This is a genomic window from Paenibacillus sp. FW126-R14 (genome assembly GCF_058789495.1).
Map to the genome: position 1 here is coordinate 24,439 of NZ_JBYTBS010000024.1, position 15,046 is coordinate 39,484.

14 protein-coding genes and 3 pseudogenes are annotated in these 15,046 nt (G+C 40.5%); 12 read left to right on the top strand and 5 right to left on the bottom strand.

The window, feature by feature from the left end; translation table 11 throughout:
• Nucleotides 1-55 precede the first annotated feature (55 nt).
• Complete coding sequence (locus tag AC3WRW_RS16600; protein ID WP_492547415.1) at nt 56-379, bottom strand: hypothetical protein; 324 nt, start codon at nt 377-379, stop codon at nt 56-58.
• A gap of 299 nt (nt 380-678) precedes the next feature.
• Between AC3WRW_RS16600 and AC3WRW_RS16605 the strand changes: the two genes are divergently transcribed.
• Both AC3WRW_RS16605 and AC3WRW_RS16610 read left to right on the top strand, forming a co-directional pair.
• Nucleotides 679-1,266 carry a sensor domain-containing protein gene (locus AC3WRW_RS16605; protein WP_492547475.1) on the top strand — a complete coding sequence of 196 codons (588 nt, stop codon included), beginning with the start codon at nt 679-681 and terminating at the stop codon, nt 1,264-1,266.
• Nucleotides 1,267-1,376: 110 nt separating this feature from the next.
• Nucleotides 1,377-3,175, top strand: a pseudogene (locus AC3WRW_RS16610) (response regulator).
• Between the two features lie 84 nt (nt 3,176-3,259).
• Here AC3WRW_RS16610 and AC3WRW_RS16615 read toward each other — a convergent pair.
• Complete coding sequence (locus tag AC3WRW_RS16615) at nt 3,260-5,272, bottom strand: serine hydrolase domain-containing protein (protein ID WP_492547416.1); 2,013 nt, start codon at nt 5,270-5,272, stop codon at nt 3,260-3,262.
• 236 nt (nt 5,273-5,508) lie between these two features.
• Here AC3WRW_RS16615 and AC3WRW_RS16620 point away from each other — a divergent pair, with 236 nt between their 5' ends.
• The 4 genes and pseudogenes from AC3WRW_RS16620 (at nt 5,509) to AC3WRW_RS16635 (ending at nt 8,640) form a co-directional block, all read left to right on the top strand.
• Entirely contained in the window at nt 5,509-6,039 is a 531-nt protein-coding gene (locus tag AC3WRW_RS16620; protein WP_492547476.1) for a DedA family protein, read from the top strand.
• Between the two features lie 235 nt (nt 6,040-6,274).
• Nucleotides 6,275-8,014 (top strand): ABC-F family ATP-binding cassette domain-containing protein, encoded by a 1,740-nt coding sequence (locus AC3WRW_RS16625; RefSeq protein ID WP_492547417.1) that lies wholly within the window; start codon nt 6,275-6,277, stop codon nt 8,012-8,014.
• A gap of 152 nt (nt 8,015-8,166) precedes the next feature.
• Nucleotides 8,167-8,286 (top strand): annotated as a pseudogene (locus tag AC3WRW_RS16630) (DUF8821 family protein); the annotation flags it as partial.
• A 129-nt stretch (nt 8,287-8,415) separates the two neighbouring features.
• Nucleotides 8,416-8,640 (top strand): hypothetical protein, encoded by a 225-nt coding sequence (locus AC3WRW_RS16635; protein WP_492547418.1) that lies wholly within the window; start codon nt 8,416-8,418, stop codon nt 8,638-8,640.
• Nucleotides 8,641-8,701: 61 nt separating this feature from the next.
• Here AC3WRW_RS16635 and AC3WRW_RS16640 read toward each other — a convergent pair whose 3' ends face one another.
• Nucleotides 8,702-9,712 carry a ParB/RepB/Spo0J family partition protein gene (locus AC3WRW_RS16640; RefSeq protein WP_492547419.1) on the bottom strand — a complete coding sequence of 337 codons (1,011 nt, stop codon included), beginning with the start codon at nt 9,710-9,712 and terminating at the stop codon, nt 8,702-8,704.
• 12 nt (nt 9,713-9,724) lie between these two features.
• Nucleotides 9,725-10,102, bottom strand: a complete 378-nt coding sequence (locus tag AC3WRW_RS16645; RefSeq protein ID WP_492547420.1) for a hypothetical protein — start codon at nt 10,100-10,102, stop codon at nt 9,725-9,727.
• 309 nt (nt 10,103-10,411) lie between these two features.
• Here AC3WRW_RS16645 and AC3WRW_RS16650 point away from each other — a divergent pair, with 309 nt between their 5' ends.
• From AC3WRW_RS16650 to AC3WRW_RS16665, 4 genes and pseudogenes are all read left to right on the top strand, one after another.
• On the top strand, nt 10,412-10,882 hold the full coding sequence (locus AC3WRW_RS16650; protein ID WP_492547421.1) for a hypothetical protein: 471 nt from the start codon (nt 10,412-10,414) through the stop codon (nt 10,880-10,882).
• Nucleotides 10,883-11,011: 129 nt separating this feature from the next.
• Nucleotides 11,012-11,140: pseudogene (locus tag AC3WRW_RS16655) on the top strand (GNAT family N-acetyltransferase); the annotation flags it as partial.
• Nucleotides 11,141-11,697: 557 nt separating this feature from the next.
• Entirely contained in the window at nt 11,698-12,267 is a 570-nt protein-coding gene (locus tag AC3WRW_RS16660; protein ID WP_492547422.1) for a hypothetical protein, read from the top strand.
• A gap of 168 nt (nt 12,268-12,435) precedes the next feature.
• Complete coding sequence (locus AC3WRW_RS16665; protein ID WP_492547423.1) at nt 12,436-12,942, top strand: hypothetical protein; 507 nt, start codon at nt 12,436-12,438, stop codon at nt 12,940-12,942.
• A 347-nt stretch (nt 12,943-13,289) separates the two neighbouring features.
• On the opposite strand, the gene AC3WRW_RS16670 is transcribed toward AC3WRW_RS16665, so the two are convergent.
• Nucleotides 13,290-13,463 (bottom strand): Arc family DNA-binding protein, encoded by a 174-nt coding sequence (locus AC3WRW_RS16670; RefSeq protein ID WP_492547424.1) that lies wholly within the window; start codon nt 13,461-13,463, stop codon nt 13,290-13,292.
• A 194-nt stretch (nt 13,464-13,657) separates the two neighbouring features.
• Here AC3WRW_RS16670 and AC3WRW_RS16675 point away from each other — a divergent pair, with 194 nt between their 5' ends.
• Together AC3WRW_RS16675 and AC3WRW_RS16680 are read left to right on the top strand one after the other, a co-directional pair.
• Nucleotides 13,658-13,918 carry a hypothetical protein gene (locus tag AC3WRW_RS16675; RefSeq protein ID WP_492547425.1) on the top strand — a complete coding sequence of 87 codons (261 nt, stop codon included), beginning with the start codon at nt 13,658-13,660 and terminating at the stop codon, nt 13,916-13,918.
• Nucleotides 13,919-14,101: 183 nt separating this feature from the next.
• On the top strand, nt 14,102-15,040 hold the full coding sequence (locus tag AC3WRW_RS16680; protein WP_492547426.1) for a phosphatidylinositol-specific phospholipase C/glycerophosphodiester phosphodiesterase family protein: 939 nt from the start codon (nt 14,102-14,104) through the stop codon (nt 15,038-15,040).
• Nucleotides 15,041-15,046 lie beyond the last annotated feature (6 nt).

Sequence of the window (15,046 nt, forward strand, 5' to 3'; positions counted from 1 at the left end):
AGCTTAGTTGTAATTATCTACTTGCAATGTTATCGGGATTGACTGAATAAACAAATCACGGCTTCTTTGGACCACCTGCAGGTGGTGTTGATGTGTTAAATGCAGGTGGCGGGGTGAATTGTATGCCTGGATTATTCGGGACGACTACGGGTGGTTGTTGAGTACTACCGATATAGCCGAACTGACCCGCTTGAAAGTTAGTTTGACCGCCTTGATTCGTTACTATAATTGTGCCTTGAGGGACATCTACGTAGAGACCGGTGGGTTGTTGAGTTGCGCTAGGCGTTCCACCCCCAGTCGTTTCTTTCATTTCCAGCTCGGTCAACGGCTTCTCTAACTCTTCAAGCTGAAAGTCTTTGGCTTCCTTGTCATTGGACATCGGGCATTCCTCCATTGAATAGGTTCTTTTGAGACCCAATAGCGATTATGTTGTAGAAATGATGTGCAGCATTTAATAATTATAACTATACCATGAAATCAGACTCATAAAGAGGAAAATGGAAATAAATCGGTGAGGCATCAGCTTTAATGACAATTCGGCGAATTCCAGTTGAGCAATCGAAAATATAACGGCTGCAGCTCCGCTGATTTTCTGTCACATGACATTATGACACTGGCGGAATTGACATCAAGATCCGTAGAATACATCTACTACTTGGAAAGGATGTGGGCTCTTTGATGGCCAGAACCGTCGTCAGCTTTGTTCAAAACGGCTATTTCCTGCTGCTTACTTTCGTCACTGGATTGTTTTACTTCAGCTTTTACCTGATCGCTCTTACATTGGGCTTGAGCCTTTCGTTCACCGTCGCGGGCGTTCCTCTCCTGACTCACGTTTTGCGGACGACGACCGCCTTCTTGCAATTTGAACGAGTACAGACCAAGATCTATACGGACGTTACCACCGAGCCTTGCGTAAAATCCGTCAACCCTGATGTGTCCAACTGGCTTCAAGCGAAAAAGGAACTGCTTAACCTAAGCAACTGGATCGCAATTGGCTGGCTGCTGTTGAAATTTCCGATAGGGATTTTAAGTCTGATTAGTGCGGCCTTGCTCTACGCGGCGCCGCTTGTATTGATTGTGGTCCCGTTCCTTTATCGGTTTATCAACCTTTCCATTATGGGTGCGTCGATAGATACGGTTGCCAAAGCCGTGATGGTGTCGGCCGCTGGGGTCGTATTGATGATGGTGAGCTACAGGCTTACGGGCCGCTTGGCGCGATTGATAGGCGGCTACACGCGTCTGATGATCAAGCACGTGAACCGGTAGACTCATGCCCGGCTTGGCCTCGTAGGTCGTTGGATGGAAGTTTACTCTAAAGCAGTTTACTCTATACTAGTTATGTAATGTCATACTGAAGGTCTTAGGGGTTGATGGTTTTGTTCGATATGGTCAAGCGATGGTACTGGTACGACTGGCTCATGTTCATAATCCGCCTGATATGCAGCATTTCTCTCGTGTTTACGAGCATAAAGCTGCAAGAATATTTCACGCTGCCGATTGTGATCCTTGTGCTGTGGCAGCTGATTGCTTTTTCTGTTCCATGGCTTTGCTTGCAGCTCGATTATAAATACTACCTGTTTGCCGAAATCGTGATCTCGGGTGGGTTGTGCTTGTATCTGGCTTCATTTTTTCCCCAAGCTTATTTCTCATTCCTGCTATATGCCTTTTTAATTGCTGCCCATAGCGCGCAAAGGTCCTATCTCTGGTCAGGGCCTGTATCCATATTGCTCCTGCCCGGCATAATCAAGCTGCTTGCAGAGCAGAGTGAATACTGGGTCATGGCCGTTCACATCGGGATGGCGTATGTCTTCGGATTTTCCTTCCATTTACTCGTGCTCAATCATCGTCAAGGCGAAATTATACGTGAGCAAAATGCGGTGCTGGAGCAGTACCTCTCCCAAATCGAGCGCATCACGCTTGCCGAAGAGCGGAGCCGACTGTCCAAAGAGCTTCATGATACCGTCGGTCTTGCCTACACTTCGCTCATTATGGGATTGGAAACGCTGCGTCCTGAGTTGGCAACGGATACAGGAACGGAAAGGCTCGACTCCCTATTGAACTTGGCCCGCCAAAATATGGAGGAGGTCAGAAGCTACGTGCATCAAATCGAATCGCCGCATGAGGCGCTCCCGCTTCTTCAGTCTTTGAGAAAGCTGGCGGAGGAGTTTCAGGAGCATGCCAAGGTGACGGTTCGTTTCCATGCCTACGGGGAGGAATACCCTGTAACGAAGCAAGCGAAGACAGCACTTTATCGGTGCCTGCAAGAGTCGTTGACGAATGCCGTGCGTCATGGAAACTCGACAGAGATTAAGGTTTCCGTGCAATTCGAGCCCCAGCAGACGAGACTGGAAATTCAAGATAACGGTCGCGGATGGAGCATGGGAGGGAGGGCTTCGGCTTGAGTGCCATGAAGGAGCGGGCGATGAATTTGCAAGGCCATGTGGCCGTCTATTCGGAGCCGGGAGAAGGAACTCTCGTTACCTGTACGCTGCCCAGACAAACAGAGCTTAAGGATGAAGTCATCCGTCTGTTGGTCGTCGATGACCAGCCCTTTATCCGTGAAAGCCTGCGGACTCTGCTGGAGGAGCAGCAGGATTTGCAGGTTGTCGGGACGGCAGAGGATGGCGAGCAAGCGATCGAGCTGTGCAGGCAGGTTCAGCCGCAGCTGGTACTTATGGATTTGGAAATGCCGAATGTGGATGGAATCTCCGCATCCCGTACGATAAAAGAAACGTGGCCCCACATCCGCATTCTGATTCTCACCACGTTCGAGGATACCAAACAGGCTCTGGAGGCGATGCGAAGCGGGGTGGATGGATACTTATTGAAGTCTATGCAGCCGTTAGAGCTGGCTGAAACGATACGCACCGTCTACCGCGGGGGCACGCTGATCGATCAGGGCATGTCGCACAAATTGTTTGCCCAGTTGGAAGCGGACAATAGCGGGGATGATCCTTCGCCAATCAAAGTGGCATCGGCCTATGAGTTAACACCGCGGGAGCTTGAAATTTTACAGTTTGTGTCGAAAGGGCTGCGATATAAAAGCATTGCTTCCAAATTGTATTTATCCGATGGTACGGTTCGAAACTATGCGTCATCGGCTTATATGAAGCTGGGGGTCCGCAACCGGGAGGAAGCGGTGCAAAAAGCCAGGGAGGCCGGGCTTCTGGAATAATACTCAAGTTATTTATCATGGTGGCGGATGCCGACCTACGAAGTGATTCAGCTTCGTATGATCGAGCACCCGCCATTTAGATTTTTAAAGATTACCGATTGGCAATGTGTAGTAATCAAATGCCAGATCCAATAAGGCACTCGCTTCCTGCCGCTTCAGCAGTTGCTTGGAACGGAAGTTGATGGAGCCGTCCGAATTGATCTTAGTATCCGGGTCCATGATGCCTTGGGATACAAGGGTTGTAATGGCTTCAACTGCCCAGGCATCCGTTTCGCCACGCAATGTAAGCTTGGCTCCAGGCTGAGCTTGCCTTAGGTTTTGGATCATAACTGCCGCCATTTGTCTGGTGACAGGAGAATCAGGCTGATAATTAGGTAATCCAGACAACATCTGCTTCTTGTTGGGTTCAATCGTATAAGGCATGGATTCCCAGCCATGGGCGTGCAGCAGCAACTCCGAGAACTCACCCTGAGTTAACGTTCCTTCCGGATCGAAGAGGGTGGCCGACTTTCCGTCCATGATCTTTAAAGCATGGAGATTGTGAATATAAGACGTATACTTGCTGTCCGCCGGTACATCAGTGAATGGCGCATCCATATTTACTTTTTGTGCATAACCCACGTAGTGCGGAAGCGTCATGTAATAGAAATAGGTGATTTGGCCTGCCCCATTTTTTTGAAAGGCTACTTTATTGCCGGATTCATCCTCAAAGAGTAAAGGGTGGATCATTTTCAACGTACTCTTGCCCAGATCTCCTGTCTCCATAACCAATTTTCCGTCTGAATAGGAAACGCGGGTCCTCATGGATCCAAGACGCGTGTTTTGGTACAATCCTGTGTAGTCCTTGGCCTGCTGCTCACTGATTGGCGAGTAGGATGGCTGTGGAGCCTCATTTTTTCTCGGATAATAATGATTCATAAATGCCTCATACACGTCGAGACTCATCATGGAGTCGTTATTGTAGGACATGTAGAATGCTGTATTTTTCTCCGGCAGAAGAACAATCAAAGAAGAATGACCGGTCACATTTCCCCCTTTGAGAACCACATGTTGACCATTCATCTTCTCTTTGAAGTAGCCTTCGAATCCGATGGTTGTGACAGGGAACTCTTTGTCAGGGAACACCTGATAGGTGTGCATTTGCTCGATGCTCTTGGGACTTAAAATTTCTTTGCCATCATACGTTCCATTGTTCAGATGCATCATAAGGTACTTCACCATGTCATCTGCGGTTGATACCATGCCGCCGCTAGGCCTATCGGTTGGTTTGAATCCCTCCAGGGGAATCAGCTCGCCTTTAGGCCCATAATGGGCAGCCATTCTGCTGAGCAATTCGGGTTTAAACCGCACATTCGTCGAGTTCATGCCTAACGGCTTGAAAATATTTTCCTCCATATACTGGGCGAATGACATGCCCGATACTTCCCCTACCGCGTACCCCGCCAGTGTGAATCCAAAATTATCGTAGGTGTACGCTTCCCCCGGAGGCCTGACAACAGTCGGCATATTCGATTCGAGAGATTCTTTCATCGGGAAGAATTGATTCACATAGTCCGGTTCCGATCCCGAGAGGATATCCGGTTTGTCAAAGCCGCTGGTATACGTAAGCAGATCGTACATCGTCAGTTTTTTTCCTGTTGTATTCGGTACCTTCATCCCTCCCAGGTATTCCTGGATATCGTGATGCAAATCAATCTTTCCCTTATCAACCAGCTGCATAGCTGCCAATGCCGTGAACTGCTTCGTCACAGAACCAATTTGGAATACGGTGCTGCTGTCTACCGGAATTTTATTTTCCCTGTCGGCATAACCGTAACCCTTGCTTAGCAGCACTTTTCCATTCGATACGACCGCAAAATTAGAACCAACCGTATTATACTTCTTCATCGTGTCCGCAAAAATGCCATCTGCAAAGGCCTCCAGTTCCTTGGCATCCCGCGGCCCCTCCAGGCCGGGCTTCACTGATGTAACTGGCGCGGAAGCCTGCGGGGTATTGGGTGCGTTCCCTGGTCCCGTACATGCGGTAATGACCGTAGCAGTTAATAGCAGTGCAGTTAATAGCTGAACCTTTCGATTTGTGCGAATCCATTTCTTCATAAATATTGTCTCCTTGACCATTAGATTTGCCTCTTAACAAGGCTGAGCCCAGTATGGCAAAGGAGTTGTCACACCAACAAGCTGCATTTCGTCATCCATGACATCCAGCCACTTTGAAGGCGTCATGTGACAATTCGACACTGGGTTTTTTGACAAGGGAGGCATTAAGATACTGAAAGGGCGAGCACATGACAGTCTTCCTTGCCCAAAATCATTAGAACTGGAGTGTGAACATTATCGCTTTCTTACAAGATATCGTTATCCAATACGGTTATATTGCCATCTTCCTATGTCTTACGCTTGGCATTATTGGTTTGCCTGTGCCTGATGAGATTCTCATGATGATTGTTGGCTATTTTTGTTCAATTGGGCTGCTTTACTTCCCGGCATCCCTTGTGATCAGCGTCCTCGGGGCTATGAGTGGCATGCTGTGCAGCTACGCCCTTGGGCGGAAGTTCGGCAAGCCGCTGCTGTCGAAGTATGGAAAATGGGTCAAGCTCACGACCAAAAGGATAGAGAAAACAGAGAACTGGTTCGAGCGTTACGGCCCCTGGGCGATATGCGTCGGCTACTATATTCCAGGACTCCGCCATCTGACTTGTTATCTGGCAGGGATGAGCGCCATGAACCCACGGAAATATATACTCTACTCGGGCTTGGGAGCCCTGGTCTGGTGTGCGATTTTTATTTCAATTGGGTATTTTCTAGGGGGACATATTAATTTTTCGGATTATCATGGTTCTATTTGGGGGTTGTTTTCCTCTTGAGAATAGAGGGCTCACGGCGCTAATTTCAAACAATTGCTCCGGGATCGCAAGAAGAATATGGGTGGTAGTCTGTGTAGTCAAACTCTATTTGAATATTCGTCGTTAGAGGGATGGGATACAAAGGGATTGAAGTTGGTTGTAAACAGTGTTACTCTAACAACGGTAAACTCAAAGTCAATGTTTTGCAATACATCTAATAATAGTCACTACTTTAGTTATAAAGAAAGGTAATACTATGATAAAAGTTGAAAACTTATCCTTCTCATTTCCGCAAAAAGAACTATATAAAAACATTTCATTTACGCTTGAAGAGGCACAACATTGCGCTTTTATAGGAACAAGTGGCAGTGGGAAAAGTACACTGATCGATATACTGAAGGATCCAGAAAGATATTTGTTTGAGGGCATGTTAGAAATAGACCCGACTTGCAAAATTGGGCATGTAAGTCAATTCTCACAACTAGATAAAACGAAAGAAACAACAGTTTTTGAATATTTAGGGGAAGAATTTATTAAGATACAAAATGAAATAACAGCTATTTGTACGGAGATGGAAACATCATCGGATATTGATTCGTTATTAGAAAAGTATCAATTAGCTTTAGACGCATTTGATTCAATCGGTGGGGAAGATTTTGAAAGCAAAATTAATAAGAAACTAAATCTAGCAAACCTCATGAAGCTAAAAGATCTTAGGGTATCCGACTTGAGTGGCGGGGAATTCAAGCTTATTCAAGTGATGAAGGAAATGCTGAGTAGTCCAGATTTAATCATTATGGACGAACCAGATGTATTTTTAGACTTTGAAAACCTAAATGCGCTTAAAAATCTTATTAATTCTCACAAAGGAATGCTGCTAGTCGTTACGCACAACCGATATCTCTTGAATCATTGTTTCAACAAAATTATACACCTTGAAAACATGGAGATCCAAGAGTTTGATGGGCGGTATATTGAGTATAATTTCTCATTACTTCAGACAAAAATTGAGTTGCAAGAAATCGCAGTCGCTGAACAAGAAGAAATTGAGAGATACGATAACATTATTGATAATCTTAGAGCTATCGCAACGTATAATTCAGAAGCATCTAGAGGTAGAGCGTTAAAAGCTAGAGTTAGGTTTCAAGAGAGATTGGAAGCGCGTAGAATTAAGGCACCATTTGTTGAAATTAAGCAACCGAATATCAGTTTCGGTATTGAGAATGAAATCGAAGACAGCATTGTTGTCAATGTCACAAATTATCGTGTTACGTTTGATGAGTTGCTTTTAGACAATGTTAATTTTGAGATAAAATCTACGGATAAAGTAGCCATTATTGGTCCAAACGGTACCGGGAAAACGACGTTACTCCGGGATATTTTTAAAAATAATCATGCTTCAATTGAAATAAATGCTGATGTTAAAGTGGCTTATCTATCGCAGAATCAAGGAGAGGTGCTAAAGGATTCTAATACAATACTAGAAGAATTCATCGATGCTGGGTTTAAAACGTATGATGAAGTTAGATCGTATATTTCAAACTATGGCTTTGAAGGAGAAATCGTTAATCAAAAGATAGAATCTTTATCTGGTGGAGAAAAAAATATGCTTCAATTGGCTAAAGTTTCTGCCAGTAAAGCAAACGTATTGCTTCTTGATGAGCCGACAAGCCATTTAGACACCTATACACAAATAGCACTGGAGAAAGCGATTGAAGACTATAAAGGTGCGATTCTCATGATTTCTCATGATTTCTATTCGGTTGTAAATGGTATGGATTATGTTTTAATCATTGACGATAAGACGATTAGAAAAATGAGTATGCGAAAATTTAGACAGATGATTTATGCTAGTCATTTTGATAAAGACTATTTAGAAACTGAGCAAAATAAAAAATCGGTCGAAATGAAAATAGAATTGGCTTTAAAAGATACTAATTTTGAACTTGCAAAAGTATTGGTTGATGAGCTAGAAGGGCTGATTAAGTTGCTTTAAAATATATTGCTAAAGTGAATTAGTCCGATTCAACGATGAAACATGATGCTGGTGGAAAAGTATCAATATAAAAGACACTGATGGATAGAATCTCAGTGTCTTTTTACTGCATTGATTTCTTGATAGCTCTTTCCGTGGTCAGGGGTTCACTTAAGCTTTCTGAGGAGATGGAGATCCTACAGGAATTAGAAGAGAAGTTTAAGTTTGCCCGGCAGAAGTCTAAACTAGCGGGAACCATTAGGGGTTCGTTTTTGTGTTCGTTGAAATATTAAAAATCGTTGGCGAGGGCTGTACAACGGAAACTTTCTACGATAAGACAGAGGAACTATACCAGTGGGTGTTAAAGAACTTTATAGATAAAAAAGGGTTGGTACATATTATGGATGATGTACAAAGAATAGATGCTAACTTATGTTAAGGGATTAAAGTACTCATTTGCAGAAATGTGTATTTCTTATGTGGATGGATTGGCAGATAAAAATGATTTTCAAACTCTTATGGATTTATCGATTGAATTTTTGCAAGATAGATGGGACAGTAGATTTGACGATTTATACTCAAATTATTACTATAAAGTAAGAGCAGTTATAGCGTATAAGGTGAACAGTATTACAATCACCGTTTAGGACGACGATTGGTTTATCGAAAAAAAATAGTAGGCTCTGTTTAATTCAGAACCTACTATCTTTATTTTATTACTTTGAGTGATGATTTCTTGGCTAAATCCCTAATCTTTCTCCATTCAACTAAATGCTTCTCCATATTATTTATGAGTGAATCAATACCTCGGAGAAAATCTTCCTTATTCTCAATGTTTATTTGCTCAAATGAAAAAATAGCGTTATTAGCAATTGGTCTATGTGCAGGAATACGTGAGATTAAATCTTGTAATTTTGATTCAATTAAAGTTATTTGGAAAGTTTGCATTTCCTCAGAGGTATTAAAATTATCATTAACTATGGTAGGCTTTTCTATAGTTTTTGTAGGAGCCTTTTTCTCTTCATCGTATATTGACCAAGTCCGAAGCAATTCATCGCTAGTTTTGGTAATTAAGTTTTTCTTTGTTTCTTGTTTAATCTCACTATCTTTAAACAAAGTAGCAATTCTTTTAACATCTTTTGGTGGAATTTGGTCTTTTGCTATGACTAAAGCAAGTGAGTCACGAAACTCAAAGGAGATATCTTTTAGAGGGAGCAGTTGTTCATCCGTAAGTTTATTTGGAGCAGTTTCTTTACCACTTTTAATTAGCTCTCGAACTTGTTCACCAAATATAAGTAAATCAATTTTAGTTCTTATATAGTTTTCGCTTTTTCCAAGTTTATTCGACAAAAATTTGGAAGATACTCGGAATGTGCCGTTCATGAGTTTATTAAATGCTTCTGCTTCTTCAATAGGAGTGAAATTTTCCCTTTGGATATTTTCAGCAAGTTGTTCAAGGTAAATCTCAACTTCATCCACCATTTCAGAAATAATACAAGGGATCTCTTCCTTATCCAGTTGTTTAAAGGCTTTGTATCGCCGATTCCCAAATATTATTTTAAATCTACCATTTTCAAGTTTGCGAACTTTAATAGGATTGAGAAGCCCAATTTCAATAATGCTATTTGCTAGTTCATTTAAGCCTTCGTCATCAAAAGTATATCTTGGCTGATCAATATCTTCATCAATAAGAGATAGAGGTATATTTTCTACAATCATAGTTTGGCCCCTTTATTTTTCACTAACATCATCGAAATCAATAGTAATTTGTTCATTCTCTCGCTTAGACTTCTTAGCTTTATAGATACCTTCTTTATATCTATTAGCAGTCTCAGCTAAGCCATTAGCACGATTTTTGAAAGAAGTATAAACATCCTCAAATTCATAATCATACTCGCATACAAAGTAACCTTTCCCTGTGTTAGCTAGATACTCAAGTTCAGGTTGTTTTCTCAGTTTTTTAATCTGGTAACGTAGTGCATTTTTCTGTTTAATAGTTTTAACAGGATAATCAATTTTAAGCCCTACCCGTTGTAGGGGTAACGGATCATTACCTCTAGCAGATTTAAGAATTTCAAATAGATTAATTTTTTGGTCAGTACTTAACATGGTTACCCTCCTAAATTAAAGTACACCCACCCCGTATGGATGTTCAAAGGTGAGTGTATCGAAGGGGTGTCTATATATATTTTATTATATCTGAAGCCATTGTTTCAATATTATTTATATTCAGAAAACTAATTAAATTTATAATTAACCTCAAGGAGGATATGAATCGAATCCGTGTGTATCTCTTTAAAGATTGCCTCAGCTTTAGTGGTCGTGGTAACCTCTGAAGGGTGCGCATATATCCCTTTACGAAATATCTGACTAAGTATATTTTGAATTAAACTTTAATTTACGAAAGGAACTATTAATTTGACGACAGAAGATATTTTAATGAATTTGCTGCTTGGGGTGGTATCAGGCAGTATCTCGGGTGCTATTACGGGAGTTATAATAACAAAATACTATCGCAAAAAAGACAAGAACGAACAATGGTGGAGACAATTATCCAATGATAAACAAAATATGTCTCAATTCATCACAGAAATATCAAATGAATTGGAGTTTTTATCAAAAAACTTAGATTGGGATACAAAGCATATTATTAGATTGTTAGCAAAAGCCCCTCGCTTTATTAGTTTTGAGCAAATAGAAAAGATCTTCAAAGAACATCGCAACGTGACAAGTGAAGTATATAGTTTATTTGATGAAATTGAGATATACCTTAATACTGGAGTCTTATCTGAATACGATCTAATGCTATTTAGGTCAAGGGTTGTAAAAGCCCGTTTCGATATACTAACTATAAATACGGTGGCTGTTGAATGTAACATTGAAATTTGAATTCATACGACGGCAAAAATAGAAATAAGAACCAGGCTCAAATGATACGAGCCTGGTTCTTATTTTTATTCAAGTGTACTGAATATCTCAGCAAGTATATTTTGCGCATGCGGATGTGGCTCTTACCTCTCAAGTTGGCTTGAAATGGGCATCGCAATATATAACCCTGTATTTTGGAGCGGTGGTTATGGCAAAAAAGCTTTTCGTCTATGGATCAGTCATTTATTTAATACCCTTCCTTTAGTTCGAGTTGGCTTTGCGAATAGTGGACTTTTGGAGCCTCTGAGACTGTTGGTATCAGGGGATTATTGGTTCTTTGTGGCTAGAAACTTGTCCACTATTTTCCATGAATTTGGTATGATTAGTAAAGGATATTGAGTTCAGTCACAAGGCATCTTAGGAGTATCTCCAAAGTCTGTGAATAAGACATTAAACGAAATACTCCAAAACCAAAGGAGATTTAAGAGAAATGTTTATTGAATTCGAAACATCTGAAAATGGATTAATAAAAATTGATATTTCGCCTCTTGATTGCTAAGCCAATGCAGTCAATACTTTCAAAAACTCAAATAGACTTCAACAGTTCAAGTAGACTATCAAAATATTATAGACGTTGCGGTTTTAAAAGAGTATCAAAAGAAAGAAGTAAATCAATTTTGATGGAAGTGCAAGTGCATAAGATAAAAATTTAAAAGTAAATCAAGAAATTAAGTGAGTCGTTTAACACCGTAATTCCCACTGCCTGCCGCCGCTTGGTTCAGTAAGTCATTAAACGATAGTAATGAGAGATTACTAAAACAAAGGGAGCTATTTTCATGGGCATGTTTGAGGATTTTGAGGCAAAGAAGTCTGCAGGAAAAGTACTTTCTTTAGATGATCTTACTAAAGAACATCTAAAAACGATGTTTATAAATGAGCAGAGATCAGATTATATGATTTCTCAACTTTTTGAAGTAAAAGAATCAAAAATTACGTACAGACGTAAGAAATATGGAATTATTGGAAATTCAATACTTGATGATTATTTACTTGCTAAAACTGACCATGCAAAAGAAATCAATAACAAAGTAAAGACTGAACTTTTAGTTGAAGGAAACGTAACAATGATTGCAAAAGCTATTACTCATTTTGCGTTTAGAAATGGTCCGGTTGAAGACATGCATGCACATCCAAATAATCAACTTTCTGAAATAGACATGGAGACTCTAAATAAATTCATGGTGAATAGAATAGCGTACATTTTTAAGTTAATAATTGAAGAACGATGGATCGAACTTGATTTTTTGATAAGGAATACTGATCGGTGGTACGGGCATGGATGGAATGAAGCTATTCCTGATGATGGGGATACAAGGAAAATAATGGAGTTAATGTTAAAGAAATAGTATAACGCTTATGCTCCCACTGAGGTAATTGCCGCTTGGTTTAGTAATGCGGTGGCGGGTGGACATATCCGCGCCGACTAGCTGCATCACGGTGGACTCCTGACAGGGTTCTTGATTTGTCGGGACATCGTGAATACAGTCACTGAAAATTTAATTTGAGGTGATGATATGAGCACGTTAATTCAACGCAGAATAAAGAGTGCAGTTGATCGCTTATTTTACTTCGATAGAGATTTATTCATTTATAACTCAAGCGAGAGGTCAATTACTCATAAATTTGCATTGTATCTAGGATATATGTTTTATCAGTGGGATATTGATGTCGAATATAATCGAGTTGGGGATGATCCTAAAACAATCGACAGAATCAATCAGAGCTTAAAAGAAAATATTATCAACACAGATGATATTTTTTCAGGTCGTATGACAGTCTATCCAGACATAATAGTACATAAGCGCGGTAAACCGAAGAATCATTTGGTAATTGAAGTAAAGAAAATAAATTCAACAAATGATGTTCTGGACCAGTATGATTTAAAAAAATTACAAAAATACATTTTGGAACCAACACTTAAATACAAGTATGGTGCCTTTGTTAAACTTGGTTTGATCAACCAAGAGCCAATCCACGAAATTAAAATCTTTACAAAAGAAGATTTTAGCGATGCGAGTTGAGCTGCATCTAAGACCTGTTCTCACATCTTATATTCGTCCCTCGGAATGCGAGAAAAGCTCGTTCAATCTGCTCCGATGATGTATTCGACTGGGAAGTGTCGAAATACCAGTAGCCTCAATCCGTGAGATTGAGGCTTTTCTGTATTACTATATTGTGATTTCGAGTCGCAAATCATGGCTATGTTTATAGACTATGACTGTCTTCTCTAGCCGCAAGCAGCAGTTCGATCTGCAAATCCTTCTGTATGAGATGGACGGACATATGGACTTCTTCTACAGTTAAGGTGCAGCGATTGGGCTTTTTGATACATCAAGCTGAGAATAATTGCTGTTTGCAATACTTAATATTACTTCTCAATCTCAATAATCCCATTCTTTAGTTCAAATTCAGCGATGTGTTGCTCGATAAGATACTCAATTTGCATGGCAATGGAGCGTTTGTTTTTATCCGCAATCATTTTGATTTTCTCAAAATTCTCTTCTTCTAATCGCAAGGTAAAGACCCGTTTATTTGTGGCCATATAAACCAATACCCCTTCAAAGTGATGTCAATATTATACCAACATGAATAGGGTGAATATACGATCACATTGACATCTAAGTGATGTCATCTTATAATATTTATAATTATGAACTCACTTTGATGTCACTCTTTCGAAGGGAAGTGTTGAATTTGATAAAGAGTCTTAGAACGTATTTGCATGATTTTATTGCTATGAGAACAGACGAAATTGGGAATAACGTTCTGAAGCAAGATGAGGGATATCAAGAATTATCTAAAGAACTTCAATCCTTATTAAAAGAGATTGTTAAGTGTGTTCCCATAGACCGACACCCAACAATTTTTTCTTATGAAGAGAAAGAACAGGCTCAATTGGCACTAGCCATTGAAATTATGTACAGGCAAGGATTGATAGATGGAGTATTCCTAAACCGAAGACTGTCAGTAGTGATGGAAAATGAGGATAAATTCTAGACGTACATAATGAACCATATCATAAGCGCTAACCCACAAATCTAGATTTACGAAAAGCCCATGCAATCACGCATGGGTCTATTCTATTTTTATAAACTTCATACTTTTTTTCGTTTTTTCGCAAGTCCTCCTTAAAAACAGTCCTGTAACATGGCTTACAGATAATATTAAGGAGGAGAACAAATGGCTAAGAAAACAGTATTCTTAAGCTTATTGATAACACTTACTCTTATTTGGTGCGGATGGGGAGTTGTTTGGTCCGGGAAGGAGAGTCAGGCTTCTACCAGTCATAGTAACAGTAGGGAAGGAACTCAATTTATTGCACATGCATTAGGCGGAGTCGATGGTTCCAGCTATACGAACTCTTATGAGGCGTTCCTATCAAACTATAACAAAGGGTTTCGGTTATTCGAAGTAGATCTTTTGCAAACGAAAGATGGGGGACTTATTGCAAGACATGATTGGTCGCAAAAGTTACAGCGCGGTCTCCTAGATCTGCCAGGTCCTGTGTTAACGATGTCGCAATTCGAGAGCTCACTTGTACTGGGCAGATATCATCCTCTTGCCTTGCATGACATTTTACGATTGATGCAGAAATATCCTGATTTTAATTTGATAATTGATATGAAAGCAAATAGCAATGAAGAAATCCAGCAACAATTTGAGTCTTTAGTAAATGAGACGCGTAGGACAGATCCTTCTTTACTGGAACGAATGATTCCTGAAATTTTTAGCCCTGAAATGTATAATATTGTAATGGGAATCTACCCCTTTCCCAATAAAATTTACTCACTATACCAATCTGCTGCCTCGGCAGCAAGTATAGTAAAATTTGTGAAGGATCATCAGATTTCGGTCGTAGCTATGCCCACATACCGGGTATTCATCAACCCTAATCTGGTTCACTCTCTAAATGAGCTAGGGGTAAAAAGTTATGTTCACACAGTGAATAGCACACAGACCATGACGTTATTGAGCAGCATGGGGGTACATGGATTCTACACGGATCAAGGAGTTTCCCCGGATAGACTAGCGCAAGCAACCGCTAAACCAAGCAATGTAAGTATTAAGGCATATATTAACGCTGGTCTGGCGAAAATAAGCCGTATAAATATATTTTAATGGAGG